Raw genomic sequence first — 25972 nt, 5'->3', positions numbered from 1 at the left:
TGGTTCAAGTATCGGCTCGTTCCCGATCTCTCAACGCTAAACGACTACATTCCACGAGGACTGAGCGCGATCAGCGAGCCCAATATTTGGCCGCATCTCACTGGTAAAGATTCGTCTTAATCACTATCAGTCATTTTCACGAAACGCCGTTCGACGATATCGCGGCTGTCGGAGTCGGCACGATACTCTTCCCGCGAGACCCGCTGTTTTTGAACCAGTATCCCGAGACTCTCCTCGATCGTTTCGATCGCTTCGACGATCCGATTCAGGCGATCAGCAGGGAACCCGTCGTCGCTCATCGGTCCCTGCTCGAGTTCTCGGTCGCCGGAACGGCGACGTTCTCGAGGTGGGCGTCGATCTTATCGATCGCCTCCTCGAGTCGCTCTCGGGGCGACCGCGTCGGTAATTCGCCCGTCGTCCGTTCGCGTCGGAGCGTCGTTACGTCGCGGTGCTCGCCGATGAGCAACAGGCCGCGGTCGAAAATCGATTCGGCCAGCGCGGGCGAACACCGACGAACGTCTACCAGATCGACGTCCGCCGATTCGAGCGTTTCGGAAAGATCCGCGCTCAGTCCGAAGAAGGCTGCGTTGTACTCCGCCTCGGTAGGTTCGAGGTTACGGAAGCTAACGGCGACGTCGAAGTCGCTTCCGGAGTGAGCGGATCCCGTCGCGTGCGAACCGAAGAGGATTGCGACGTCCACCGGGTACGCTTCGAGGACTTCACGAAGCGCCTCGAGCGAAACGCCGTCGGGGAGGTCGGTCTCCGCTGCGGATCTCATCGATCGAATGTACGCGGGTCGGTTATATAAAACGCAGGACGAGTGTCCCCTCGTATCAGCGTGAACCGCCAGTGCGACGGGATTCGTCGAAGTCGAAAGCGACGACTGTCATCGCCCGCCGTTTGTCGCCCCCCCGAATAACCCAGTTCTGGTTTCGGCTCCTGGAAACTCGAGGTGCGACGATCGACGCCGGTTCGGCTTCGTCCGTCGGCGGCACGCCTGGAGGGATCTTCCGGCTCGCAGCTCGGAGCCACGGCGTTCGGAACGAACCCGTTCGGTGTTCTCGCACCGATCGTCGTCGCTCGACCGTTTCGACGCCGCATTTCAGATTCTGGGGAATCGGGTGGGGCCACCGCCGCCGAAAGCGGATCGTATCCGGATTCTGGAAAGAGGTAGGTATTGCCCCGCCGGAACACAACGGAAGGGTTTACCCGCTCCGCACGAGTCACTCGCGCATGAAGGTGCTGGTCACGGATCCGATCGCGGACGCGGGTCTTGACGTACTCAGAGACGCCGGTCACGAGGTCGAAACGGGCTACGAACTCGAGGGCGAGGAACTCCTCGAGGCGGTATCGGACGCGAGCGGACTGATCGTCCGCTCCGGTACCGAAGTCACCGACGAGGTGCTCGAGGCTGCCGAGGAACTCGTCATCGTCGGCCGCGCGGGGATCGGCGTCGACAACATCGACATCGACGCCGCGACCGACCACGGCGTCATCGTCGCCAACGCACCCGAAGGAAACGTACGTGCGGCCGCAGAGCACACCGTCGCCATGACGTTCGCCACCGCGCGCTCGATTCCCCAGGCACACGCCCGCCTGAAAGCCGGCGAGTGGGCCAAAAGCGACTACCTCGGCGCCGAACTCGACAACAAGACCCTCGGCGTCGTCGGTCTCGGCCGGGTGGGTCAGGAGGTCGCCAAAAAGCTCGACTCGCTGGGGATGGGCATCGTCGCCTTCGACCCCTACATCTCCGAGGAGCGCGCCGAGCGCATCGGCGCCGAACTCCTCGAGTTCGAGGAGTGTCTCGAGGCCGCCGACTTCCTCACGATCCACACCCCGCTGACCCCAGAGACGGAAGGGTTGATCGGCGAGGAGGAACTCGAGTTGCTCGAGGGCGGCTACCTCGTCAACGTCGGCCGCGGCGGCATCGTCCAGGAGGACGCGCTCGCGAAAAAGATCGAGGACGGAACGCTGTCCGGCGCGGCGTTGGACGTCTTCGCGGAAGAGCCCCTACCCGCGGACTCGCCGCTGCTCGAACACGACGACGTCATCGTCACGCCCCACCTCGGGGCGTCGACCGAGGCCGCCCAGGAGAACGTCGCGACCTCGACGGCCGAGCAGGTCAACGCCGCGCTCGCCGACGAACCCGTCGCCAACGCCCTCAACGCGCCGTCGATCGACGAGAGCGCGTTCCCTCGCCTCGAGCCGTACATCGAGATCGCCGACACCGCCGGCAAGGTCGCCGCCCAGCTGCTCGACGGGCGGATCGAGCGCATCGAGGTCACCTACGAGGGCGATATCGCCGACGAGGACGTCGAGTTCGTCACCGCGAGCGCGCTGAAGGGCGTCTTCGAACCGCTCGAGTGGCAGGTCAACGCGGTCAACGCGCCCCAGATCGCCGAAGATCGGGGCGTCGACGTCACCGAATCCAAGACCCGCCAGGCCGAGGACTTCCAGAGCCTGATCTCGGTCACCGTCGGCAACGACGGCGACGAGGTGTCCGTCGACGGCACCCTCTTTGCGGGCGACGACCCGCGGATCGTCCGCGTCGACGGCTACCGCGTCGACGCCATCCCCCACGGGAAGATGGTCGTCACGCGCAACACCGACGAGCCGGGCGTCATCGGCCTCATCGGCACCGTGATGGGCAAACACGGCGTCAACATCGCCGGCATGTTCAACGCCCGCGAGACGATCGGCGGCGAGGCGCTGACGGTGTACAACGTCGACAGCCAGATTCCCGACGCGGCTCGAGACGAACTCCACGAGGACGACCGCATCATCGGCGTCGACTACATCACGCTCAACGGCCAGAACTAGTACCGTTCCAAGCGTCGACTGCTGAGCGAAATCGGACCCCACCGCACGATTTCGTCCATCAGTTCAGGCTTGGAAAACCACTAGCGGCTTCGCCACCACTTCGCGGCGGATCGGAAACGTCCCTTTCGTCGGACCGGTCACGGTGGCGACAGATTGATCCCGGGGAACGTCGGAGATTCGCGTATGGCCTCCCCGCCTTCCCCCGGTGACGACCTCGTTCCGGACCGTTCGGCGCTGATCGCCGTGATCGGGTCGGTCCTGTACGTCGCTCTCGTCCTCGGTGCCGTCTTCGTCGCGAGCACGGCGATCGTGCTCACGTTCGTCCTCGCACTGGCCGTCAGCGGCGATCCGGCGGCGTTCGAGGAGCTACTCACCGGAGACACGTTCGTGGTAGTCGCCGCATTCGAGGCAGTGTTGCTCGGAATCGTGACCGTCCTCGCCGTGGCCGTCACATTTTCACAGAACTGGGTCCCGAAGCGAGCCGTCGGCTTCGCCGTTCCGAGTCCGCGCGAGCTCGTAATCGGGGCCGGGACGATCGTCGCGTTGCTCGCCATTGCTGCCGGACTGGCGTTCGCGAGCGAGCAACTCGGCGTTCCCGGCGCGGAGCACGCGCTGTTTCTCGACGACGTCTCGCCGATCTACTACGTCGCACTCGCCGTGCTCTCGATTCTCGTGGTCGGCCCCGTCGAAGAGCTGCTCTTTCGGGGCCTGATCCAGAACTACGTCCGGCCGGGGCTGGGGTCGGTCGGAGCCGTCGTCTGGACCTCCCTGCTGTTCGCCGCCATCCACCTCCCCGCGTACCTGACGGCCGAACTGGCGTCCGCGACCGTCTCGCTGATCGTGGTCTTCGCGCTCTCGCTCGTTCTCGGCGCGCTCTACGAACGGTACCGGAACGTCGTCCTCGTGATGGCGGTCCACGGCGGCTACAACGCCGTGGTGTTCTCGCTCGAGATCGTCGTCTGATCGCGCTGGTCCGGCCCGATCGAGATCACCAGATCGTGCCCTCGAGGCACCCGATCACTCCGACGAGCCGTCGGGAATGTTCGGGGGCGCTCCCACGACCGTCGCGGTTCGTCCGTCGACGCTCGAGTCCTCGACGTCGCTCGAGACGCCCTCGAGTTGCGCGAGCGCGTCGTCGGTCAGATCGGCTTCGCGCTCGAAGACGAACACCCACGTCACCGTCTCGGCCATCGGCGTCTCGCTCGAGACGCCCCAGAGGATGATCTCGTCGACGTCGACGTTCGCGCCCGTCGGACTGCCGTACTGACCCGTGACGGTCGTGTCGTGGGGTAGCTCCCGGAACAGGTGCGTGAACTCGGGGTCGACCTCCTCCAGGCGATCGCCGACTCCCCGGTGGGCGTCGATCCGTCGCTCGTAGTCCACGCCGACGACGATCGCGTCCTGACCGACGGCGATCTCGAGTTCTTCCCCGTCCGACGGCGATCGGGTGACGACGTAAAACCCCTCGTACTCGCCGGACAGGTCGTACTCTTCGGCGGCGTCGACGCCGTCGACGATCGAGTCGGGATCGAACGAGCCGAAGAAGACGTGCGTCCCCGACTGCATGAGGTGTCCCTCGAGGTCGTCCGTCTCGAGGCCGAAGAAGTCCGGAAAGCCGTCGGCAGGATCGGCATCCTCGGGAAACGTCGCGGTGTAATCGAACCGACGGTTGCCGTCGGTATCGAGCAGCCACGTCCGAAACGCGGCGGCCTCGTCCCAGTCGGGCTCGATATCGCGATCGGGTGTGTCGCGGTCGTCCGCGTCCCCCGTGGCGTCCTCGTTCGCGTCGGTTCCGTCGCCCGGTGCGTCGTCGTCTCGCTCCTGACTGCTCGCACAGCCCGCCAGGCCGACCGCCGCGAGCGCGAGAGCGCCGCGACGCGTGAGTCTCGAGTGCGTCATCCAGTAGGCCGCAACCACGAACGGAGCAATAACTGCTCGTGACTGTCCGCTCTGTGAGAACGTTCGAGAGAGCGGCGCAAACGGAGAAATCGCTCGGAATCCGCGGATCGGCGAATCGAATGCGAACGACGGTCGCCGAAAAATCGCGATCACCGTCGGACGCCGTGACGACGAGGTCGGCTACTCGGTCGACGGCGTTCGAACTCCGCCGGTCCCGTCCTCGACCGGCTGTCAGATGCTCGTTCGATTCCGACAGGCCGGACAGTACATCACGCCGTCGGTCTGGATCATGTAGGCCTCGTCACAGCGCGGACAGAGACAGCCGACCGAGGCCTCCATCTCTCGAGCGAGACCGCGAACGGTGTGCTCGAGTCTCCGCTGGGTGCGCTCTAACTCGTCGACGCGGTTTCGAAGGTTCTCGTTGCTCGCCCGACCGCCGTCGCGACGCGCCTGGGGGAAGATGGTGAGCGGGATCATTGTCAGAGACACGGTGGCGGATACCAAAAGGACACGCCCAATGTGTTACGGAGCCGTCGTTCCGTCCGCCGGTTCTCGATCCGTCGAACGGCCCGATCCCGGCGTCGCTTTCGGTTGACGCGGCCGGTTTGCGATCGCGTCTCCGCGCGTTCCACCCCATAGTTATCAGAAATATTCGGCCTAGAATTATTGTCTTGCGTTTCTTCTCCCTCGGACGCATGAGAAGAATACAACTTCTCGTGGCGGTGATGGTCGTCGCCGGAACGCTCTCGATGGTCGCGACCGCTCCGGTCGCAGCCGACGCGGACGAGGAGGTGACGTCCGACGAGGTCGATCTCGAGGACCTCGAACTGTGCGACGACGTCGGCTACTCGGTTCCCGACGTCGAGGAGATCGGCCAGGCCATGATCCCGAGCCCGGTCGACGTGGTCGCGATCGCGGCGTCGGCGCTGATCGGCGGGCCGTTCATCATCTTCGCGCCGACCTCCGGCTTCCCGGTCGAAGACGAGTCGGACGCCTGCATCGAGCGGATCTAGACGACGGACGGCTCTCGGTTTGCGGTCGCTGTTTTCGACTTGCCTCGTGTGCGGCGGTTCGCCTCGCCGATCGGCTCGCGGCAAAAGACCTATCGCCCCGACGAACATCCACTCGAACATGGACGACGGCATCGCCATCGACTTCGGAGCGGACGGACTCGTCCCCGCCGTCGCACAGGACGCCGAAACGGGTGAGGTGTTGATGCTCGCCTACGCCTCGCCCGAGGCCGTAGCGCGCACCCGCGAGACGGGCCGAGCGCACTACTACTCGCGCAGCCGCGACGAGCTGTGGGAGAAGGGCAAGACCAGCGGACACACCCAAACCGTCGAGGAGGTGCGCGTCGACTGCGACGCCGACACCCTGCTCTATCTCGTCGAGCAGGAAGGCGGCGCGTGCCACACGGGCCACCGGTCGTGTTTCTACCGCACCGTCGACGGCGAGAACGTCGGCGAGATGGTGTTCGACCCGGACGCGGTGTACGAGGAGTAAGCCGAGATGAGCGAACCCGCCCTCCGCTCCGATTCCGACGTGTCGACGCCGCTCGAGCGCCTGGAGGCCGCCCGCGATCGGTTCGAACGGACCCAGCAGCGAATCGACGAACGCGGCGGTGAGGCCGTCGCCGACGCGGCCCAGGCCTACCGGAACGCGACCGATCTGCTCGAGTCCTACGTCGATCGGGCCACGGGGACCGGTCGGGAGAACTTCAAGGCGTACGTCCAGCTCGAGGGACAGTTCGCCTCGCTGGTCGACGGAATTCCCGACGACCTGGCGAACCGCGAGGCGTTCGAGGACGCCCTCGACGCGATCGACAAGCGCCGGCTGAGCGAGTCCGACTTCGAGCGAGCCCACGACGCTCTCGAGCCTGCCGCCCGCTACGCGGAGCTGATCGACGCGCGCGACGACGCGCGCGACGCGCTCGCCGACGCCCGAACGGCGGCGAGCAAACGCCGCCGAGAGGTCGACGAGGAGATCGACGAACGCGAGCGCCTGCTCGAACTGGGATCGGCCGACCTGGACGCGCCGGTCGAGCGCTTACGGAAGCCGATCGAGCGCTACGACGACCAGATTCGCGAGGCGTTTTCGGAGTACCGTCTCGAGGCGTCGGCCCGCGAGGTGTTCGCTCTGCTCGAGCGCAGCAGGTGGTATCCCTTCGTGGGCTTTCAGCGACCGCCGGACGACCTCCGGGAGTACGTCCGCACGAGCCCCGACGGCGAGTACACGATTCCGGAACTGCTCGAGTACGCCGACTACTCGCGATCGAAGCTCTCGCACTACGTCGAGGACGCCGACGTCCTCAAACGCCGGGTGGCGACCCAGCAGACGTACCTCGACGGGATCGACGCCGAGGCGCTGACGATCGGGTGGCCGCCGGGGCCAGCGGGCGTCCTCCGGCGACGAACCCGGGAGCTGCGCCCGTTCGTCGAGCGGGTCGCCGACGAGGAGACCGTCGCCGCCTTGCGAACGGTCCGGACGCTCACCTACGATTCCGACTACGAGCGCCTCCAGACGGCCGCGCAGGCGGTCAGCCAGCTATCGGCGGACGAACGCGAACGACTGGCAGACGGCCGCATCGAGGAGGAACTCGAGGCGCTGCGAACCGAGCGGGAGGAACTCGAGGCGGCGCTGGCGGTCGACGATCCCGTCTGACGGCGAGGACGGATGGGGACGGGAACGGCGCCGGCTCTCACGAATACCGGCGACTCACGTATAGCCTTGCGAGCGAGAAAACGCCGCGACAACTGCGATCCGGGGCGTATCGGTCGGTACGACCGACCCCTGCGGAGACGGTTCCTGAGCGTCTACCGGTCGGCTTCGCGCGACCGCGCGACGCTCGAATGTAACCGTGATCCTGTATCCACCGGCTCGAGCCGGCCCGCGCCGTCCGATCCGCCTCGAGCCACGAGGCTCTCGCATCGGGTCCGCGGTCTGAGCCGGCGCTTTCAGCGCCGCTCGATCGCGGTTCTCACGGGCCGCGACACGAGCGAAGCCCGTGGCGGAGGTCGGACGGATCGCGATCGGCGGCGAGTTCGGTGATCGCGGTCGCGAACACCGACTCGCAGTCGGGACAGGAAACCGCACCCTCGTCCGTCTCGGTGCGTACGTCGGTACCACAGTCGCAGTGGATGGTGAGTTTCGTGGCCATGTGTTGCTCCGTCGAACCCGGCGTAGCGAGGTGCAACCCGGCCGAAAAAGACGAAATCGCGCGACACCGGTTCGGCGTCTCGCGGCTCGTCACGGCTCGTCGACGCACCGACACGTCGCGGGTCGGTGAAACGTCGGCACATCTTTATTTCGGCAGCGTCAACGATGGATTGCTCCCGCTACGCGGGGGTCGTGTGAGCCGGAGTGCGTTGCTTGGAGGCGTGCGCTCCGGCTCTGCGCACTTTCGTGCGCGTTTATCCGATACGGAACCAATCGTAAAGAACGTTAGGATATTGACTGTTGCGCTCGGAGATTTCGTCTCGAGTCGTCCGGACCGACGCCGCCCTCGAGCCGCGCGGCGGACGGTTTCGAACCCCGTGCCGCGTCACCTGCACGTTCCGATGGAGGGCTCCGATTCCGCTTCGATACTCGAGTTCGACGTGCCGCCGTCCCTCTACGCGCTTTCGCTCCCAGTTCACCGTCAACGCTAAGAACGTTCTTGATTTCAGTTCATAATACACAAAAGCTATTAAACTAGAGGCCTATTATTCTAAATATGGATTTAGAATCATATGTATCTCAGTATGAAAAACACATTCAACAAGATTCAACCAAAAAATACACGTCGATGCTGAATGCTGTTGCAATGGGCTTTCTTACCATCGCGTTTTTCTGGGTCGAACCAATATATTCCTTGGCATGTTTTATTCTCGGAGTTCTATCAATTACAGCATTTTTATCTAGCTGGTTTAGAAGGTTTATTTATAAATATGGAGTTGTGATTATGGTTCTAGTGGCAATTGTTATTATTCTAGGATTGTTTTTATTTTATGAGCAACCCCCAAACTGATCATTGACCTCTTGCTCATGACCCCAATGATCCAAAACCACAGCATTGTCACTTGAGCCACTGAAATCGGAACACGATGCCCCGTTCGCATCTAAGTAGTCTTCATGGATAACTGCCTCTCCGTGCGTTACACCAGATCCCCCTAAACATCCTGCTTCACTGACCAACCAAGCGAGTCCGCCGACAGCGATAATACATCCAACACAAGCAACCAGATTACCCATGGCACAGCCAGAGCATGCTACTATAGTGCCCGAAAAAGCAACTGCAGTTTTCATCAAGCATCCAACTTCCAACATATCATCATTGACTACAGCTGCATTAACGATACAGCAATCACTGCCTACTGCAGCTGGGTTTGCTTCTGGTCCGGAATCCACCTCCTTAGTATAATCTCTTTCTTTGATAACGAGACCCTCTGATGATGCAGTGAAAGCATCTGCGTAATCTGTATTTTCATTCAGCTTGATTATCGAGGTGCCACTCTCATAGCCGAAGAACGTCGTAATAGAGTCTGATTCCCGTACTGATTCTTCGGCTTTAGTTAATATCTGTACTGTTGTATTCGTATTCAATTCCGCACCAAGTGTGTCATTCCCAATCCAAGTCGCGAAAGCGACTTTTTGACCATCAACAATAGACTGGTTTTGTAATTCGAGAAATGCCCAATCGTATGAACCGGCATCAGTTGACGTCTTTCCACAGGTTGCACTAGAGTGATCCGGCACCCAGCCCTTTTGCTTTGCTTCTCCAAGGACTAATTTGAAACTATCTTCTTTGAAGGCACTTTTAAGAATTCGTTCCTTTTGGCTACTCTTTTCGTAGGTCTCCACAACCACCCCATCCAACCCATCGGGTTTTGCTTGCGCTGAGGTGATCCCGAACGCACTGATTCCTGATGCTGTACCAATGGACTTTAATATAGTTCTCCTTTCTATCTACATAATACAACTACTAATCCCTATATAATAATTTTGGTTCTACAAGATCGTAGTAATATAAAATAGAGCAAAATTGTATGGTGTGAGCAAGTTGTCTATATCCTCGTCAAGTGAAGGCGAAGAACCTATTATGCCGATTTGCCGAAATCATCGATCATAGCTCGCTGGCTCCCCGGTCTGCGAATCCGGGATCAGGTGCGCCAGTTCCTTCTGTCGCGTTCTCGAGTCGATCGGGGCATAGTAACAACTGAAACTGTTTGCACATCGATCGTATCGCTGCCGTGCGGTCGAGTGCGTACTAACTTTCAGTGGCTACTACAATGCCAGGAGCCGTTCTGGGATTCATGGTCGTATCCGCCGATCTAAGCTCATGCAATAGACCCACACCAATCCCGCCATGATTCCCTCCACGTGCGTTCGGAGATCACATTCTCGAGCCCTCCCCCGGGACGTTTTTACAACCGCGGGTGGAACGTGAGTCTCGAGCCACGCGGCGGCTCCGAAGCCCATGACTCGCCACCTGCTCGTTCCGATGGACGACTCCGAGCCCGCTCGAGGGGCCCTCAAGTACGCGCTCTCGACGTTTCCCGACGCCGAGGTAACCGTCGTTCACGCGGTCGACGACCTCGAGGCGGGCTACGGGGGCGGCCCGACGACCGACGCGGCGAGCGACGGCGAACCCCCGGCGCTCGCCGTCGCGCGGTCGATCGCCGACGAGTACGGACGCTCGATCGAGACGGCCGTCGTCAGGGGGACGCCGGCGGCGGCGATCCTCGAGTCCGCGGCCGACGCGGACGTCGACGGGATCGTGATGGGGAGCCAGGGGCGGTCCGGCGTCTCGCGGATGCTGCTCGGAAGCGTCGCCGAGGCCGTCGCCCGTCAGTCGTCGATTCCGGTGACGATCGTTCCCTGACGATCGCGAAGCCTGCGGCGGGATCACCGGTGTTTTCTACGGGTGGGGCGAACGGCCGCGCATGGACGACCGGACGGGGACGACGCTGCACACCGGTCTGTTGCTCTCGACGACGGCCGCGATCGCGTGGCTGTCGGGGTTGCCGATGCTCTTTCCGAGCCTCGGCCCGTCCGCGTTCGTGCTCGCGCTGTTCCAGGACGGCGACGCGACCTCGCCGCGGCGAGTGATCGGCGGTCACGCCATCGGCGTCGTCGCCGGTCTGCTCGCGTACCACCTGCTCGCGGCCGGCGTCTCGATGACGGCGGCGACCGCTCCCGGTTCGATCGACGGGCTGCGTCTGGCCGCCAGCGGCGTCCTCGCGACGACGCTGACGGCCGGCGGAATGCTTGCGACCGACACCCGCCACCCGCCGGCGTGTGCGACGACGCTGATCGTCTCGCTCGGACTGCTCGCGACGCCGCTCGAGGGCGCGGTGATCGTCCTCGCGGTCGTCGCCCTCGTCGTTGCCCACCGGCTGTTGCTCGCGACCGAGCGGATCGGCGCGCGGTACGACGATCGCCTTCGGTTCTGAACACCGGTCACTCCACGTCGTCCTCGACCGTCTCGATCTCCTCGCCGGGGAGCTGTTGCTGGAGGACGAACGGGCCGAAGTCGGCGGCGGTTCGGCGAGCGATCGTCGCGATTCGAAGGACGTACGCGAGCAACACCGCGAACGGCGAGAACAGGGCGGTTATCGTCGTACTGACGACCGCGGCGTAGACGTACGGATGGAACTCGAGCGCCAGGAGGTTCCCGTAGGAGACGATCACGAACGCTCCCCAGAGCAGCGTCGGAAAGCCGACGTACAGCAGGATCTTCGAGAGGTCCGCGAGTTCCTGTTGCATGTGGACCGTCTTGAAGTACTGGCGGGCGACGTGGATGTCCCGCAGGAGCTCCCCGAGTCGCTCGAGCTGGTTGTCGGCGGCCGCCGAGAGGTCGTGTCGGTGGCGAGACCGGAGCCGTCGGACCATCTGGAGCTGCCAGGGATCGTTGTAGTGAACGATGACGGCAATTACGGTGAACGTGCCGAACGTCGCCCCCTCGAGGGTCTCGATCGCGTCCTCGTCGCGCGCGGTCGTGGTCGAGACGAAGTCGTCGACGGCCGACCGGAGCGCCTCGGGCCCGTCGCGACAGACGTTCTGCAGGCCACGCGCCGTTCGTCGTTTGGCCTCGATCAGCACTCGGAGGAAGTCGGACGGTTCGACGGGACTCGGCCGACGACCCGTGTGCGATTCGATCGTGTGACGGTACTCGCGCGTCTCCTCGAGCCGTTCGAAAAAGGAGCCGGTCGTCCCGAACTCCTCCGAGAGGATGAGCTGGTTGATCGCGAGGACGACGGTGATAAACGGGAGCATGCCGCCGATCAGTGCCGCCGCGATCGCGGTGATGTTGCCCGCCTCGGCTGGCGTGATCAGGTCGGCGCGAATCAACAGCAGACTCGCGCCGAAGACGCCGACGAGGAGGAGCCCCGAGAGCAGCCGACGGTCGCCGTCCAGATAGAGCCAGTGTAACAGGTCGTCGGTGCGCGACTCCGCGCTCACCAGCGGATCCGGCTGCGAGGCCGGCGGATCGGACTCCGAATCCGACCGGTCGGGTGGCGCGGCGCGCGAGCCGTCACGTTCGGTCATCGGACCGAGTGTCGACTCGAGTCGGCCGTCCGATGGGCGAAGCGATGCTCACGGCTCGTAACTCGAGTCAGGGCGAGCGAACGGAAAGGGTTGCTGCCGGCAGTCGAACGTTTCGATCCGGACGCCGACGGCCCCGCTCTGCGCCCCGAAAATCGAAGCAGCGACTCGAGCGTCGAAACGGCGACTCGTTCCGGCCTCGGTACGTCATCTCTGGTCGGACGGTCTGCGGTACGTCGTCTCCGGCGGAACCGCGAACCGACCGCGGTTTCGGGGCACGTCGGGACGGCAGTCCGTATCAGGCGTCCGACTTCGCGGCACTGAGCGTCTCGTACAGCTCGTCGGCGAGGGCCGTCGCGCGCTCTTCGTCCCGGGCCTCGGCGTAGATGCGCACCAGCGGCTCGGTGCCGGAAGGGCGGGCGAGCACCCAGGCGTCGCCGTGATCGAGGCGGTAGCCGTCCCGGGTGTTGAGTTCGGCGTCGGCCGACTGCGCGTGGTTGGCGGCCGCATCGAGCATCGCGTCTCGTTCGGCGGTCGACTCGTAGGCGACGTTGTGCCTGACGTTCGCGTAGCCGTCGTAGGGGGCGACGATTTCGCTGACCGGCCGTCGGGCGACGAGTTCGAGAAAGCGGGCCGCCGTGAACGCGCCGTCGCGCGAGAGCCGAAAGCCGGGGAAGAAGATTCCGCCGTTGCCCTCGCCCGCGATCGGCACGTGCTCGCCACCGGCCTCGAGCTCTTCGATGCGGGTGATGATGTTCGTCGAGCCGATCGGCGTTAGCTCGAGCTGTGCGCCGACGTCGGTGACGACGTCGACGAGTCGCTGCGAGACGTTGACCGCGGAGACGACGGTGTCTCCCGCCTCGAGTTCCGCGGCGGCCAGCGCGGCGAGCGTGGCGTCTCCCGCGACGTACTCGCCCGTTTCGTCGAAGAAGATCGCCCGATCGGCGTCCCCGTCGTGGGCGATCCCGACGTCGGCGTCGGCCGCGCGCACCAGTTCGCCGAGATCGTCGAGGTTCGCCGGGACGGGCTCGGGATCACGACCGGGGAAGCGACCGTCCGGCTGGGCGTTGACGGTGACGACGCGACAGCCAAGTTCCCGGAAGAACTGCGGACTCGTCAGCGCGCCCGCGCCGTGGCCGGGATCGAGCGCGACCGTCAGCCCTGCGTCGGCGATCGCCTCTCGATTCGCCGCCGCGAGCAGCTCGTCGACGTACGCGCTCGCGGCGTCGTCGATCTCGTCGACGCGGCCGGTTTCGTCCCAGGGTGCGACCTCGAACCGCTCCGCGAGCAGCGTTTCCTCGATCGTCTCGAGGTCCGAGACGGCGAGTTCGACGCCGTCGGCACCGACGAGTTTGATGCCGTTGTACTGCGGCGGATTGTGCGAGGCGGTGATGACCATCACGGGGGTCCCCTCCCGTTCGGCGTAGTACTGTGCAGCCGGCGTGGGGATCGGCCCGAGGCGGTCGACGTCGGTTCCCGTGCTCGCGAGGCCGCTCGAGGCTGCGTCGGCCAGCATGCTGCCCGTGTAGCGCGTGTCGCGCGCGATAGCGACCCGATCGGCTCCCCAGGCCGTCCCCGCCGCTTTCGCGACGCGAAGGACGAACTCGGGCGTCAGTTCTTCGTTGGCGACGCCCCGCGTCCCGCTCGAGCCGAAGACTTCCATCGGCTACCAGTTCGGGCGGGCACCCCAAAGGGATTCCGAAGCCGGCGGGTAGACGGAACGCTTTCGGCCCGCGCGACCGATCGTCGAGATATGGACTCGATCGAAGAAAAACGCGTCTACGACGACCGGCGGGGGGCACTCGAGGCGTACGTCGGGTGTTCGGTCGGCGTCGTCCGCGTCCGCGTCGCCGGCGACTCGGTGGGCGAGTTCGGCCTCTACGAACGGTGTACCGTGCGGGATCTCGCGACGTTCGACGGCGGCGTCGCGATCGCCACCGACGAGGACGTTCGCGTGGGAACGCCCGGTTCGGAGGCGGAAGGCGACGACGGACCGACGTTCTCCGGGACGGGATTCGGCCCCGCTGTCGCCGTCGGGTCGAACGACGGTAACCTGCTCGCGGCCGACGGCGACGGAGCCGTCTTCAGACGGCGGGCTGGGTGCGACGAGTGGACGATCCTCGCAGCAGAGACCGCGGGCGCGGTTCGAGCGATCGACGGCGACCTGGTCGGCACCGATGCGGGCGTCTACCGGGCTCACGACGGCGGACTCGACCACGCCGGCCTCACCGACGTCCGCGACGTCTCGGCGGCCGGCGTTCCGCTCGCGGCCACCGACGACGGACTGTACAAACTCGGTAACGGCTGGATGGTCGCACTCGAGGGTCCGTTCGAGACGGTCGGCGCGGATCCGCGGACGACGTCCGGTCGACTTGAGCGCGCGCACGCGGCCACCGACGAGGCGCTGTACGAACACGACGGCGACGACTGGCGAGAGGCCGACCGAACCGACGCGCCGATCGCGGGCGTCGGCTACGGGGAGACGACCTACGTCGTCACCGAGGACGGCGACTTCCGCTGTGCGAGCGACGACGGGGAGTGGCGATCGCACGCTCTCGGCGTCGACGGCGTCGTCGGACTCGCGGTCGCGCCGGCTCGCGTCTGATAGCCAGAACGAAAACCCGTTTACCCCCCGGCCTGTGGACTCGAGTATGATCGTCAGTGGATCCGCGTCGCAGGCACTCGCCGCGGCGCTCGCACGCGAACTCGAGGAGCCGCTCGCGGCCGTCGAGTACGATCGGTTTCCCGACGGCGAACTGCTCGCGTCCGTCCCGGGCATCGACGCCGACCGCGCCGTAATCGTCGCATCGACCGTCTCGAGTGACACCCACCTCGAAGTGCTCCAGCTTCAGGACGCAGTCCGCGAGGCCGGCGTCGACGAGGTCGTCACCGTCGTCCCTTACATGGGATACGGCCGCCAGGACGACGCGTTCGAGGCGGGCCAGCCGGTCTCCGCGCGGGCCGTCGCTCGCGCGCTCTCGGTCGGCACCGATCGCGTCCTCACCGTCAACCCGCACGAGCGAGCCGTGTGTGAGTTCTTCGAGCCGGCAGCGACGGCCGTCGACGCCGCAGGGCGGCTGGCCGAACCGCTGCCCGCCGACCTCGATGACCCCGTCTTCCTCTCGCCGGACGCCGGCGCGATCGAACTCTCGCGGACGGTCAGAGACGCCTACGGCGCGGGCGACACCGACTACTTCGAGAAGGTTCGACGTTCGGGGACGGACGTCGAGATCACGCCGAGCGACGTGGACGTGACGGACAGGGACGTCGTCGTCGTCGACGACATCGTCGCGACGGGGTCGACGATGAGCGAGTCGATCGGCGTCCTCCGGGACCGGGGGGTCGGCCGCGTCTTCGTCACCTGCGTCCACCCGCTGCTCGTTCGCAACGCCCGCACGAAACTCTCGCGGGCGGGGGTCGAGGCGATCTACGGCACCGATACGATCGAACGCGAGAGCACCGCGGTGTCGGTCGCGCCCGAACTCGCGGCGAAGCTGTAGGCTCCGTTCGACGCGACGGTTCGTGAGGGGGCGTCACCGCGGACGGAGAGCACCGATCGTCACTGCGGGCGTCTTCGTGCCCCACGGACGGCGACGAACGCGGCGACCAGCGTAGCGAAAAGCGCGGCGATCGCGCTCCCGACGCCGAATCCGGGTACTTCCTCGAGTTCCGCCGGCGGCGGGGCCGGCTCGACCGCGACGACCGTCGACCGATCGCCGACGACGACCTCGTACTGACCTTCCTCGTCGAACCGGACCGTCGCCTCGACCGTCTCCGCGTCGCCGGGAGCGACGCCGACGATCTCTTCGGCGACGACGCCGTCGCCCGTCCGGAATTCGAGGACGGCCGCGCCGGGAATCGAGTCGGCGCTGGCGACCGTCGCGGTGATCGTCACCGGCTCGTCGGGTCGAGGCGTTTCGGGCTCGACTGAGAGGTCGGTGACGTCGAGACTCGAGACGGTCCGAACGTGGACGGTCAGCCGCTGTGTGCCGACGCGGAGTTCGTACTCACCGGGTTCGTGTGGCGTCCACTCGAGGCGCTCGACCGTCCGATCGTTCGCATCGAGCGTCGACTGCTCGTACGCCACCACGTCGCCGTCGACCGCGAGGGTCGCGTCGTAGGTTCCGGCCCGGTCACCCGCGTTTTCGACCTCGACCGGGACCGTGACGGTCGGTCCGGCGGGAACCGCGATCACGTCGTCGCCGCTTTGCCCCCGGATCTCCCACGGTTCGCCGGCCACCTCGATCGGCTCCGAGGCGACCCCGTACTCGAAGGTCGCCCCCGACAGATCGAACGCGGCCGCGTGGTCGTCCACGTCCCACGTCTCCGGCGTCGCCTCGGTTTGCGTGTACCGCTGTGCGGTCTCTCGCACCGCTTTTCCGCCCGCCCGCTCGAGGAGATCGAGGAACGCGGATTCGGTCAGGGTCCCCTCGCGGGCGTTCATCACCCGGAAGACGTCCTCGAGCGTCCGGTCGCCGTCTGTCTCGAGGCGGAGGACGCGATCGATCTCGGCGTAAACGAGCCGGCCTTTCACGTAATCCGTCCGATCGTGCGACCAGCTCGCGGGCTCGGCGAGCACGCCCTCGGTGTATGGTGTGTGCTCGCCACGTTCGAGGTGGCCGGCGAACTCGTCGAACTCGATCAGTCCCTTCTCGAAGGCGTACGAGGCGGCGTAGTACTCCGCCTGAGCCTCGACGAGCCACCGAGTGGCGTCGTCGGTCTCGAAGTCCTGTCGCACGTGGACGTACTCGTGGATCCAGACGTTCGCCGGGTGCTCGAGCGGCACGTCGGCGACGACCCAGGCGTCGCCGTCGCCGTACTGGACGCCCTGGGGACCCCAGTCGACGTCGGCCGGCACGGCGACGACGAAGACCTCGTCGGGGCGCGCACCGACGTCGAGCGATTCGCTCGCGTACGCGAGCGTCTCGAGAACCGCCGTCGGGTCCGCGGACGGATCGGCCGCGTCGGGAACCGCGAGCTGAATCGTCTCGCCGTCGACGGTGGTCTCGTGTTCGGTTACGGGTCCGAAGAAGGCGATGTCGCCGCCCGTCGCACCGGGTCCGTCGACGACGACCGTCTCCTCGTGAGCGACGGATTCGGTCTGGCGGAGCGAGACGTCGACGCCGGGGACCTGGACGACGCCCCACTCGCCGGTGTCGACGAACGTGTACCGCTCTCCGGACGACCGCGCTTCCCGCTGGCGATCCGTCGCCTCGTCACGCTCGAGCCTGTGGCCGTCGCGTTCGACGTCGAACGCCCCTCGATCGGTCGAACTCGTCTCGAGAGGGGATCGATCGTCCGACGCCGTCTCGGGGGCGTGGTGGCCGACGTCTCCCGTCCGGTTGGCCGGCATCGTGAACCGGACCGTCGGTCGATCGGTCTCCTCGATCCACCGGAGCGTGCCGTCGTCGGTCGTCTCGAAGCCGGCGGTGGACTCGATCTCCGCCCGCGAGTGGAGGGTGATTTCGAGGTCGACGACCGGGTCGGGAACGCGAAACTCCATCTCCGTCTCGAACGTTCCCGGCCGGTCCGGCAGGTGTCGAAGCGTCGTCGTCCGGTGGAGTACGGGATCGCTCGAGGCACCGCTATCGGCAGGGGCGTTCGCGACTCGCTCGTGGGACGGTTGAGTTTCCGGCGACGGGACGTCAGCGGCCCCCGCTGTGAGGGCACCGGCGCTCGCCGGAAGGCTGGCGATGAGTACCGCGACCAGGGCGATCGCGAGCAGTCGGGAGGTCACTACCGACCGGTGGACAGTCAACGGTCATGACTGTTGTGGTGACTGGTCGGTCACGAAAGACGAGCGGTTCGAACGACGATCCGAAACTGACCGAAGGCGACCCGTTCAGGCCGTCGACTCGGCGAGCGGTGCGATCGCGAGCTCCACCGTGACGCCCTCGACGTCCCACTCCTTGCGGTGGCCGTCGTCGACCGCGCGGATCTCGTCGGCGCGAACCTCCTCGCAGACGAGCGCCGCCCGGTCGTCGATCAGCGAGGCGACGCGGTCGTCGTCGACCGACAGCTCGAGGACGATCCGCTCCTCGACGTCGAGATCGAGGTCCTTGCGCATCTCCTGAACCCGGCGGATCACCTCGCGGGCGTAGCCCTCGCTCTCGATCTCCTCGGTGAGCGAGGCGTCGACGTAAACGACGCCGCGGTCGTCGCCGTCGAGTCCGAACGCCGTCCCGGCGACGTCGTCGGGCGTCTTCGCGACGAACGAGACCATCGACTCCTCGAGGTCGACGGATCCGTCGACCGCGTCGGCGACCGCGCCCTCGAGCGCCTCGAGCGACGGCTCGTCGATGCGGGCCTCGTTGAGCGCGTTCATCACGACGCCGGCGCGGTCGCCGAACGCCGGTCCGAGTTCGCTCATGTCCGCCTCGGCGCTGTAGGAGAGCTCCGCCCAGCGCTCGTCGGGCGAGACGAGTTCGACCTCGCGGGCGTTGAGTCGGTCCGCGAGCAGATCGGTGTGGCGTTGGACGGCGTCGGCGACCTCGTCGTCGTCCGCGACGACGACGACCCGCGGAACCGGCCAGCGGAGCTTCCGGCCGGCCTGCTGTCGGGCGTTCGCGCCCGCTTCCTCGATCGCCCTGAGCACGGCGACGTCGGCCTCGAGGCGCTCGTCGACGAAGCGCTCGTCGACGGCCGGCCAGTCGCACATGTGGACCGTGTCGTGGCCGCCGTCGCCGGTGAGCGTGCCGTAGATCTCCTCGGAGACGAACGGCGCGAACGGCGCGAGCAGGGCGACCGTTTCGCGTAACACGCGATAGATCGTCGCGTAAGCCGCCGTCTTCGAGTCGCTCTCGGCTTCGTCCCACATGCGCTCGCGAACCGCCTGGACGTAAAAGCGCGAGACGTCGTCGACGACGAACTCGATCAGCGCCGAAAGCGCCCGATCCTGGCGGAACTCCTCGAAGTGGTCGGTCATCTCGGCTTTGGTCGACTGGAGCCGCGCGAGGATCCACTCGTCGATCAACTCGAGGTCGTCCTCGACGTCGGTGACGTCGGTTTCGCTCGGGTCGAAGCCGTCGAGGCGCATGTACGGCAGCGGGAATCGGAAGACGTTCCACAACGTCCGCAGGTGGTTCTCCATCGTCTGCATGCCGTCCCAGGAAAAGCGCATGTCGTCGCCCTGCGGGTTGTTGGACAGCAAGAACATTCGCATGACGTCCCGGCCGTGGCGGTCGATGGCCTCGTGCGGGTCGACCAGGATGTCCTTCGATTTGGACATCGCCCGACCGTCGGGCATGAGCGCGTGGCCGTGCATCAACACCCGCTCGTACGGGCTCTGTCCGAGCGCCGCGGTGCCCATGCCGAGTTGCGACCAGAACCAGCCCCGGGTCTGGTCGTGGGCCTCGAGGATGAGATCGGCGGGCCACAGCTCCTCGAAGCGACTGTCGTCCTCGGGGAAGTCGAGCGTTCCCCACGTCGCGACCGACGAGTCGAGCCAGACGTCGAAGACGTCGGGCACGCGCGTATACGTGGTGCCGTTTTCGGTGATCGTGAGGTCGTCGACCGTGTCCTTGTGGAGGTCGACCGTCTCGGGGTCGACGTCCTGGTCGACGCGCTCGGCGAGTTCCTCGCGCGTCGAGATCACGATCGTGTCCTCATCGTCGTCGCGATCTTCCGGCGTCCAGACGGGCAGCGGAATGCCCCAGTAGCGCTGGCGGGAGACGTTCCAGTCCGGCGCGTCCTCGACGAAGTCCCGGAATCGGTTGTCCCGCGCCCAGCCGGGGTACCACTCGCCGTCCTCGATGTTCTCGAGCAGTTCGTCTTTGACGTCCGTGATCGTGATGAACCACTGGTCGGTGACGATCTGGACGATCCCCGTGTCACAGCGCCAGCAGTGGCCGTAGCTGTGGGTAACCGTCCCCGACGAGAGTAACGCGCCGTTTGCCCGCAGGTCGTCGATGATCTCGTCGTCGGCCGCTTTGACGAACTGCCCCTCGTACTTGCCGGCTTCGTCGGTGTAGACGCCGTCGCCGCCGACGGGACAGAAGATCGGGAAGCCGAGTTCGCGGCCGCGCTCGAAGTCGACCTCACCGTGGCCGGGCGCGGAGTGGACCAGCCCGGTCCGATCGGCCTCGACGTAGTCGGCCGTGTACACCTCGAGTGCGCCCTCGTGGTCGGCGTGGTCCGGCACTTCCTCGGCGAGCGGGTGTTCGTAGGCCCAGCCGACCATCTCCTCGCCGGACAGCTCCTCGACGACCTCGTACTCCTCGTATCGTCCTTCCGATAGCACCTCCTCGACGCAGGCCTCCGCGACGTAGAGCACGTCGGACTCGCCGTCTCGCTCGGCGCGGACGCCCTGGTAGGTCAGCTCGGGATCGACGGCGACGAACGTGTTCGCCGGGATCGTCCACGGGGTGGTCGTCCAGACGACGAGCGCTCCCTCGCGGTCCCGCAGATCGAACGTCACGTAGATAGAGGGGTCCTCGACGTCCTCGTACTCGACTTCGTTGTTGGCGATGGCGGTCTCACACCGCGGACACTGCGAGATCGAGCGGTGTCCTTTCTCGACGAGTCCGCGATCCGCGGCCTTCGAAAAGCCCCACCAGGCCGCTTCCATGTACTCCGGGCTGACGGTTCGGTAGGGATCGTCCCAGTCCATCCAGACGCCGAAGTCCTGGAAGTCGGACTGGAGCCCCTCGAGCTGTTCGTCGGCGTACTCCTTGCAGGCTTCGATGAAGTTCTCCTCCCCGAACTCCTCGATGTCCTTTTTGTTCTCGAAGCCGAGTTGCTCCTCGACTCGCGTCTCGATCGGCAGCCCGTGCATGTCGTAGCCGGGTCGGTCGGTCACGTCGTAGCCGCGCATGCGCAGGAACCGGAGGAGGACGTCCTTCAGGGACTTGTTCCAGGTGGTTCCCATGTGCGCGGAGCCCGACGTGTACGGCGGCCCGTCGACGAAGAAGTAGGTTTCACCGTCCGATCGGTGATCGACCGTCTGTTCGTAGGCGTCGACGTCGTCCCAGTAGTCGAAGATCCGTCCCTCTAACTCGTGGGGATCGTACTGGTCGTCGACCTCGGCGAACCTGTCCATACGTGACGTGATTCGCTCCGAGATTAAAGGGGAATCGGTCCCGCAGTGGACGACCGGACGGTGATCGTCCGCGGTCCGACGGGTGCTCGAGCGGACCGGCTCAGCGACGCGAGGCGAGCACTCGCTGGATCACCTTCCGGTAGCCGATCCCGTAGACGCCGGCGTAGAGCATGATCGCACCGATCGCGGCGAGCCAGAGGCCGACCATCACCTCCCCCGATCCGAAGTGCTGGAGGCTCGCGTACTCGGCGGCGAGCCCGCCCATCGTCAGCGTAACTGCGACGATCGCGTACGCGAGAAGGGGAAGCAGTTCGACGAGGAGTTCGGGTGCGACGGAAGCCATTACCGGGGGGAGACACTCGAGGAACGTAAATCTGTCTGTGAGCGCGCTCGCGTCCGCGAGAACCGACCCGCCTATGGTTTCGCGGTCGTACGTTCTCGTGTGTCCACCGACCCGAACGTCGACGGCGATTTCGAGTCCGAATCGATCGAGCCCGCGCCGACCGAACCCGCGTTTCCCGACTCGCGTCACGTCCTCGAGTCCGACTGCGCGCGCTGTCCGGCGCTCGTCGACGCGAGAGAGCGCATCTCCTGGGGAACCGGCGACCGCGACGCGACGGTGGTCGTCGTCGGCGAAGCGCCCGGATTCGGGAACCCGGACGCCGATCGCTGGCGCGGGGGCAACTGGACCGGGAAAGCGTACACGTCCCGTCACTCCGGGCGTCGCATCCGCCGGCTGCTCGAGCGAATCGGCTACGGCGAGGACGCCTACTACACGAACGCGGTCAAGTGTTTCCCGGCGGACGACGCGCCGGGAAACGGCGACGCGCCGACCAACCGCGAGCCCACCGCCGAGGAGCGGACGAACTGCCGCGGTCACCTCCTGACCGAACTCGAGGTGGTCGATCCCGACGTCGTCCTCGCGACCGGCAAACACGCGACGAAGACGGTGCTCGCGGCCGAAGGTCGCGACCTCGACGGGTTTCTCGAGTGCGTCCTCGAGCCGGTTCGGTGTGACCGACTCGGGACCTGGCTGGTTCCCGTCTTACACCCGTCGTACCAGGACGTCTGGATCGGCCGGCTGGGCTACGATCCCGACGGCTATCTCGTGGCGATCCGCGACGCGATCGACGACGCTCGTGCGGCGAGCGAACGATAGTCTCGGCAGTTCTGGGTGCGGCGAAGAAGTTTATACTGATCCATCTCGTAGGGGTCGCCCAGCCGAATGGAAGAGAGCATCTCGGGATTCAAAGTTCGCGGCGACTGGGGCGACGTCGTCGAGCACGGCGAGCGCATCACGCGAGCGCTTCGAGACGCCGGCGTCCACGACCCCGACGAAGAGTACGACGCGGGTTTGGCCCGTGCGTTCGACGAGTGGGACGAGTGGCGGCCGAAGGCCCACGAACGGCTCGAGTCGGACGTCAGCGAGAAGACCGCAGACCAGGCGAGCGTCGAAGAAGGAAAGGGAGAAAAAGCCGGAAAGAAGCCGGACGAGGACATCAAGACCGCCGGCGAGAAGCTCTCGGAGTCCTACGAACACCTCGAAGCGGACGATCCCGAAGCCGCCGTCGACGACTGGCGCGAGTCGATCGACTACGTGGCGCGGGCGGCCGACTCGGCCGGGCGAAAGGCGTTGCGGCGGGTCGAGGACACGGTCTACCAGAACGTGATGACCCAGCTCGCGCCGTACTACTTCGACAACGAACTCGTCAGCGCGAACATCCAGCAGTCGACGCGCGGAGAGAACGGCGAGCGGTTCGTCTTCGAGGTCAACGTCAACGACGACGACCTCAAAGACGAGGTCTCCGACCGCCTCGCGGAGTTCGACGACGAGATCGACCGCTGGCACGTCGAGATCGAAAAGGACACCGACGCGGCCGAGGCGATCGAGGGAGCCGAACCGCCGCCCGAACCCGAAGACAACTCGAAGTCGACGACGAACTGACGTCGGCACCGATCGACACGAACGACCGTTCGAGCGACCACCGAGCAGGTCCCGGCGTCTCCCCCGACGAGCGAACCGATCGTCGTCTGGACTCGGTAGGCACTTGTAGCGGCCGCTAGAAACCCCGAACGGATGGTCGAACTCGCGACGGTGATGACGTTCCTGGTGGCGTCGTTCGCCAGCCTCTTTATGGCCTGGGCGATCGGCGCCGGCTCGAGCGGATCGACGCCGTTTGCACCCGCCGTCGGGGCGAACGCGATTTCGGTGATGCGGGCAGGGTTTCTCGTCGGACTGCTTGGTTTCGCCGGCGCGGTGTTGCAGGGTGCGAACGTCTCGGAGGCCGTCGGGACCGAACTCATCGGCGGCGTCACCCTGTCGCCGCTCGCGGCGACGATCGCGCTCGTCATCGCGGCCGTGCTGGTGGCGATCGGCGTCTTCGCGGGGTACCCGATCGCGACGGCGTTTACCGTCACCGGCGCGGTCATCGGCGTCGGCCTCGCGATGGGCGGCGTCCCCGCGTGGCCGAAGTACGCGGAGATCGCCACGCTGTGGATACTCACGCCGTTCGTCGGCGGCGGACTCGCCTACGGGATCGCCAGACTGCTTCGCGCCGAACCCGTCTCCGAGACGACGCTCATCGTCCTCCTCGCCGCGTTCGTCGGCGTCATCGTCGCGAACATCGAGTTCGCCGTTCTCGGTCCGCCGGACGCCGGCGCGTCGATCGCACGGGCCTCGGGCGACCTGCTTCCCGTCTCCGAACTCGTCGGCGTCGTCGCCGTGACGGTCTCGATGGCGCTGGTGTGGGCCGGCGCGATCGCGATCGACCTCGCGAACGGCGTCGACCGGGGCGAGCGCCACTTCCTGCTCATCCTCGGCGCGCTGGTCGCCTTCTCGGCCGGCGGCAGTCAGGTCGGTCTCGCCATCGGACCGCTGATTCCGCTGTCGGGTGACGTCGGATTGCCGCTGATCGCGTTGCTCGTCGGCGGCGGATTCGGTCTGTTGCTCGGCTCGTGGACGGGCGCGCCGCGGATGATCAAAGCGATCGCACAGGACTACTCGTCGCTCGGCCCCCGACGGTCGATCGCCGCGCTCATCCCGTCGTTCATCATCGCCCAGGCAGCCGTTCTCTACGGAATCCCGGTCTCGTTCAACGAGATCATCGTCAGCTCGATCATCGGCAGCGGCTACGCGGCGGCGGGCGCCGGCGGCGGCGTCAGCGCGCGCAAGATGGGCTATACGGTGCTCGCGTGGCTACTCTCGCTGGCTGGCTCGATCGTCATCTCCTACGCGGGCTATACGCTCCTCGCGGCGCTTTTGCTCTAGTGGCGTCCCAAGCCTGAACTGCTGCGAAATCATGCGGCGGGGTCCGATTTCGCTCAGCAGTCGACGCTTGGAACGGTACTAGCCAGCCTCGAGTTCGGCGGACGCGGGAACCGACGACCGGTCACCAGACCGAGGCCGTCGCCGTCGTCGCGGCGCCGATCTTCCCGCGGGAATCGGTCGTGAGCCGCGCCGCTCGCCAACATCGAACGGTCTTTACCCGATCGGTTGCGAGGTGAAGTATGGCAGCGGACGCACCGACGCGCGCAGACGATCCTCGAACGATCCAGTGGCGACGCGACGCGTCGACGTCCCGAACCGTCCGGCTCCTGTGGTCGCTCGGCGTCGGGACGCTGTTCGCGTCGATCTCCATCGTCGTCTTCTGGCGGCTGTACGATCTGGCCGGACAGGCGGGCACCGAAGCCCAGTCGATCGTGGTCGCCTTCGCCGCCGCAGTGGTCGTGACGGTACTCGCGTTTTCGCTCTCGAGCAACGCCGAGCGACAGCTCGAACGACTCGCACGGTCGCTTGCGCTCTCGTCGCCGTCGGGAGCGGCCCTCGAACGGGCGACGGACGCCGCGCTCGGTACGATCGCGATGGTCGCCGTGCTCGGCTCGTTGATGGTCGCCGGCCGGCTCGCCGCCCAACAGGGACTGCTCGGCGGCGTCGGTGCCGGGCCGTTCACCGGGATCGCCGCGCTGTTGATCCCGCTCGCGCTCGTCGCCGTCGCGCTCTCGTCGTTTCTCCGGTCCGCCGGTGCGCTCGATCTCGACGACGAGGCGCTCTATCTCGCCGATCCTGACCAGAAGGTGGACCTGGAGACGATCGAGACCGTCTCGAGTCGGCTGGTGGGAAACGCAGCGATCGTAACACTCGGCTACGCCCAGCCCGACGGCCGGTACGTACCCGGTCCGCGACGGCTCGTCGTCCCGCGGGAAGTCGCACGCGAACTCGAGCGGACGGTCGAGTCCCACTCCTGATCGGTCCGTTCGTATCGATTCCCGACCGTCGCCGTTCGGGTCGGTTCCCGCCGACGGTCTTCGTCAGCTACTCGAGCGACACGCTGTTGTCCCGTTGTTCGCCGTCGTCGTCCTCGTCGTCCGCGGGCTCTTCGAGTTTGTGGAGTCGGGCTTTCATGATTCGGGTGTTCTCGACGGTTTCGACGGTGATGCGGACGCCGTCGTAGGTGATCTCTTCGCCCTCTTCGACGAGGCGACCGGCGCGGTTGAAGATGAAGCCGGCGATGGTTTCGAACTCCTCGCCTTCGGGGAGGTCGATTTCGAGGGCGTCGTTGACGTCCTCGATGTTGACCTCGCCGCGGACGAGGACGGTGCGCTCGTCGAGTTCCTCGACGGGTTCGTCCTCGCCGGATTTGAGGATCTCGCCGACGATCTCCTCGATCATGTCCTCGACGGTCACCAGCCCCT

The 25972-nt window shown here is 65.8% G+C and carries 25 protein-coding genes; 14 read left to right on the top strand and 11 right to left on the bottom strand.

Annotation, left to right across the window (positions count from 1 at the left end; translation table 11 throughout):
- Positions 1 to 295 precede the first annotated feature (295 nt).
- Entirely contained in the window at positions 296 to 778 is a 483-nt protein-coding gene (gene mntA, locus EA472_RS20500; protein WP_124193364.1) for a type VII toxin-antitoxin system MntA family adenylyltransferase antitoxin, read from the bottom strand.
- Between the two features lie 455 nt (positions 779 to 1233).
- Between mntA and serA the strand changes: the two genes are divergently transcribed.
- Both serA and EA472_RS20490 read left to right on the top strand, forming a co-directional pair.
- Positions 1234 to 2820: a phosphoglycerate dehydrogenase gene (gene serA / locus EA472_RS20495; protein WP_124193363.1), complete on the top strand. Its 1587-nt coding sequence runs from the start codon at positions 1234 to 1236 to the stop codon at positions 2818 to 2820.
- A gap of 183 nt (positions 2821 to 3003) precedes the next feature.
- Positions 3004 to 3783, top strand: a complete 780-nt coding sequence (locus tag EA472_RS20490) for a CPBP family intramembrane glutamic endopeptidase (RefSeq protein ID WP_124193362.1) — start codon at positions 3004 to 3006, stop codon at positions 3781 to 3783.
- Between the two features lie 54 nt (positions 3784 to 3837).
- Here EA472_RS20490 and EA472_RS20485 read toward each other — a convergent pair whose 3' ends face one another.
- Positions 3838 to 4719 (bottom strand): hypothetical protein, encoded by an 882-nt coding sequence (locus tag EA472_RS20485; RefSeq protein WP_124193361.1) that lies wholly within the window; start codon positions 4717 to 4719, stop codon positions 3838 to 3840.
- 231 nt (positions 4720 to 4950) lie between these two features.
- The gene (locus EA472_RS20480; protein WP_243637915.1) at positions 4951 to 5196 is read right to left on the bottom strand and encodes a hypothetical protein; all 246 of its coding nucleotides are present in this window, start codon (positions 5194 to 5196) and stop codon (positions 4951 to 4953) included.
- A 218-nt stretch (positions 5197 to 5414) separates the two neighbouring features.
- On the opposite strand from EA472_RS20480, the gene EA472_RS20475 reads away from it, so the two are divergent.
- The 3 genes from EA472_RS20475 to EA472_RS20465 all read left to right on the top strand — a co-directional run bounded on the left by EA472_RS20475 (position 5415) and on the right by EA472_RS20465 (position 7380).
- Complete coding sequence (locus EA472_RS20475) at positions 5415 to 5732, top strand: hypothetical protein (protein WP_124193360.1); 318 nt, start codon at positions 5415 to 5417, stop codon at positions 5730 to 5732.
- A gap of 118 nt (positions 5733 to 5850) precedes the next feature.
- On the top strand, positions 5851 to 6222 hold the full coding sequence (gene hisI, locus EA472_RS20470) for a phosphoribosyl-AMP cyclohydrolase (RefSeq protein ID WP_124193359.1): 372 nt from the start codon (positions 5851 to 5853) through the stop codon (positions 6220 to 6222).
- 6 nt (positions 6223 to 6228) lie between these two features.
- Positions 6229 to 7380 (top strand): DUF7118 family protein, encoded by a 1152-nt coding sequence (locus EA472_RS20465; RefSeq protein WP_124193358.1) that lies wholly within the window; start codon positions 6229 to 6231, stop codon positions 7378 to 7380.
- A gap of 316 nt (positions 7381 to 7696) precedes the next feature.
- On the opposite strand, the gene EA472_RS20460 is transcribed toward EA472_RS20465, so the two are convergent.
- Entirely contained in the window at positions 7697 to 7876 is a 180-nt protein-coding gene (locus tag EA472_RS20460) for a hypothetical protein (RefSeq protein ID WP_124193357.1), read from the bottom strand.
- A 555-nt stretch (positions 7877 to 8431) separates the two neighbouring features.
- Here EA472_RS20460 and EA472_RS20455 point away from each other — a divergent pair.
- Positions 8432 to 8725, top strand: coding sequence for a hypothetical protein (locus EA472_RS20455; RefSeq protein ID WP_124193356.1), 294 nt, complete (start codon positions 8432 to 8434; stop codon positions 8723 to 8725).
- Here the strand turns inward: EA472_RS20455 and EA472_RS20450 are convergent.
- Positions 8704 to 9558: a hypothetical protein gene (locus tag EA472_RS20450; RefSeq protein WP_124193355.1), complete on the bottom strand. Its 855-nt coding sequence runs from the start codon at positions 9556 to 9558 to the stop codon at positions 8704 to 8706. The genes EA472_RS20455 and EA472_RS20450 overlap by 22 nt on opposite strands.
- Positions 9559 to 10174: 616 nt before the next feature.
- Here EA472_RS20450 and EA472_RS20445 point away from each other — a divergent pair.
- Entirely contained in the window at positions 10175 to 10579 is a 405-nt protein-coding gene (locus EA472_RS20445; protein WP_124193354.1) for a universal stress protein, read from the top strand.
- Positions 10580 to 10640: 61 nt separating this feature from the next.
- Positions 10641 to 11150: an HPP family protein gene (locus tag EA472_RS20440; RefSeq protein ID WP_124193353.1), complete on the top strand. Its 510-nt coding sequence runs from the start codon at positions 10641 to 10643 to the stop codon at positions 11148 to 11150.
- Positions 11151 to 11157: 7 nt separating this feature from the next.
- Here EA472_RS20440 and EA472_RS20435 read toward each other — a convergent pair whose 3' ends face one another.
- On the bottom strand, positions 11158 to 12246 hold the full coding sequence (locus EA472_RS20435; RefSeq protein ID WP_124193352.1) for a hypothetical protein: 1089 nt from the start codon (positions 12244 to 12246) through the stop codon (positions 11158 to 11160).
- A gap of 295 nt (positions 12247 to 12541) precedes the next feature.
- Complete coding sequence (gene glmM / locus EA472_RS20430) at positions 12542 to 13906, bottom strand: phosphoglucosamine mutase (protein WP_124193351.1); 1365 nt, start codon at positions 13904 to 13906, stop codon at positions 12542 to 12544.
- Between the two features lie 90 nt (positions 13907 to 13996).
- Here glmM and EA472_RS20425 point away from each other — a divergent pair, with 90 nt between their 5' ends.
- Together EA472_RS20425 and EA472_RS20420 are read left to right on the top strand one after the other, a co-directional pair.
- Positions 13997 to 14848 (top strand): HVO_0234 family beta-propeller protein, encoded by an 852-nt coding sequence (locus EA472_RS20425; protein ID WP_124193350.1) that lies wholly within the window; start codon positions 13997 to 13999, stop codon positions 14846 to 14848.
- 46 nt (positions 14849 to 14894) lie between these two features.
- Positions 14895 to 15743 (top strand): ribose-phosphate diphosphokinase, encoded by an 849-nt coding sequence (locus EA472_RS20420; RefSeq protein ID WP_124193349.1) that lies wholly within the window; start codon positions 14895 to 14897, stop codon positions 15741 to 15743.
- A gap of 59 nt (positions 15744 to 15802) precedes the next feature.
- Here the strand turns inward: EA472_RS20420 and EA472_RS20415 are convergent, their stop codons facing one another.
- The 3 genes from EA472_RS20415 to EA472_RS20405 form a co-directional block, all read right to left on the bottom strand.
- Complete coding sequence (locus EA472_RS20415) at positions 15803 to 17980, bottom strand: hypothetical protein (RefSeq protein WP_124193348.1); 2178 nt, start codon at positions 17978 to 17980, stop codon at positions 15803 to 15805.
- A gap of 105 nt (positions 17981 to 18085) precedes the next feature.
- A complete protein-coding gene (gene ileS, locus EA472_RS20410; RefSeq protein ID WP_124193347.1) occupies positions 18086 to 21280 on the bottom strand; it encodes an isoleucine--tRNA ligase in 3195 nt (1064 codons plus the stop codon).
- Between the two features lie 100 nt (positions 21281 to 21380).
- Positions 21381 to 21623: a hypothetical protein gene (locus tag EA472_RS20405; protein WP_124193346.1), complete on the bottom strand. Its 243-nt coding sequence runs from the start codon at positions 21621 to 21623 to the stop codon at positions 21381 to 21383.
- 144 nt (positions 21624 to 21767) lie between these two features.
- Here EA472_RS20405 and EA472_RS20400 point away from each other — a divergent pair, with 144 nt between their 5' ends.
- The 4 genes from EA472_RS20400 to EA472_RS20385 all read left to right on the top strand — a co-directional run bounded on the left by EA472_RS20400 (position 21768) and on the right by EA472_RS20385 (position 25525).
- On the top strand, positions 21768 to 22439 hold the full coding sequence (locus EA472_RS20400) for a uracil-DNA glycosylase (RefSeq protein WP_124193365.1): 672 nt from the start codon (positions 21768 to 21770) through the stop codon (positions 22437 to 22439).
- A gap of 66 nt (positions 22440 to 22505) precedes the next feature.
- On the top strand, positions 22506 to 23225 hold the full coding sequence (locus EA472_RS20395; protein WP_124193345.1) for a DUF5828 family protein: 720 nt from the start codon (positions 22506 to 22508) through the stop codon (positions 23223 to 23225).
- A gap of 132 nt (positions 23226 to 23357) precedes the next feature.
- Positions 23358 to 24548, top strand: a complete 1191-nt coding sequence (locus EA472_RS20390) for an inorganic phosphate transporter (RefSeq protein WP_124193344.1) — start codon at positions 23358 to 23360, stop codon at positions 24546 to 24548.
- 239 nt (positions 24549 to 24787) lie between these two features.
- On the top strand, positions 24788 to 25525 hold the full coding sequence (locus EA472_RS20385) for a hypothetical protein (protein ID WP_124193343.1): 738 nt from the start codon (positions 24788 to 24790) through the stop codon (positions 25523 to 25525).
- A 67-nt stretch (positions 25526 to 25592) separates the two neighbouring features.
- Here the strand turns inward: EA472_RS20385 and EA472_RS20380 are convergent.
- On the bottom strand, positions 25593 to 25972 hold a 380-nt coding region (locus EA472_RS20380), incomplete at its 5' end, for a transporter associated domain-containing protein (protein WP_279387193.1).

It is taken from the genome of Natrarchaeobius oligotrophus, from assembly GCF_003841465.1.
Lineage (GTDB): Archaea > Halobacteriota > Halobacteria > Halobacteriales > Natrialbaceae > Natrarchaeobius > Natrarchaeobius oligotrophus.
The sequence above is the reverse complement of the archived record's forward strand: the minus strand, read 5'-3'. Positions and strand labels throughout refer to the sequence as shown.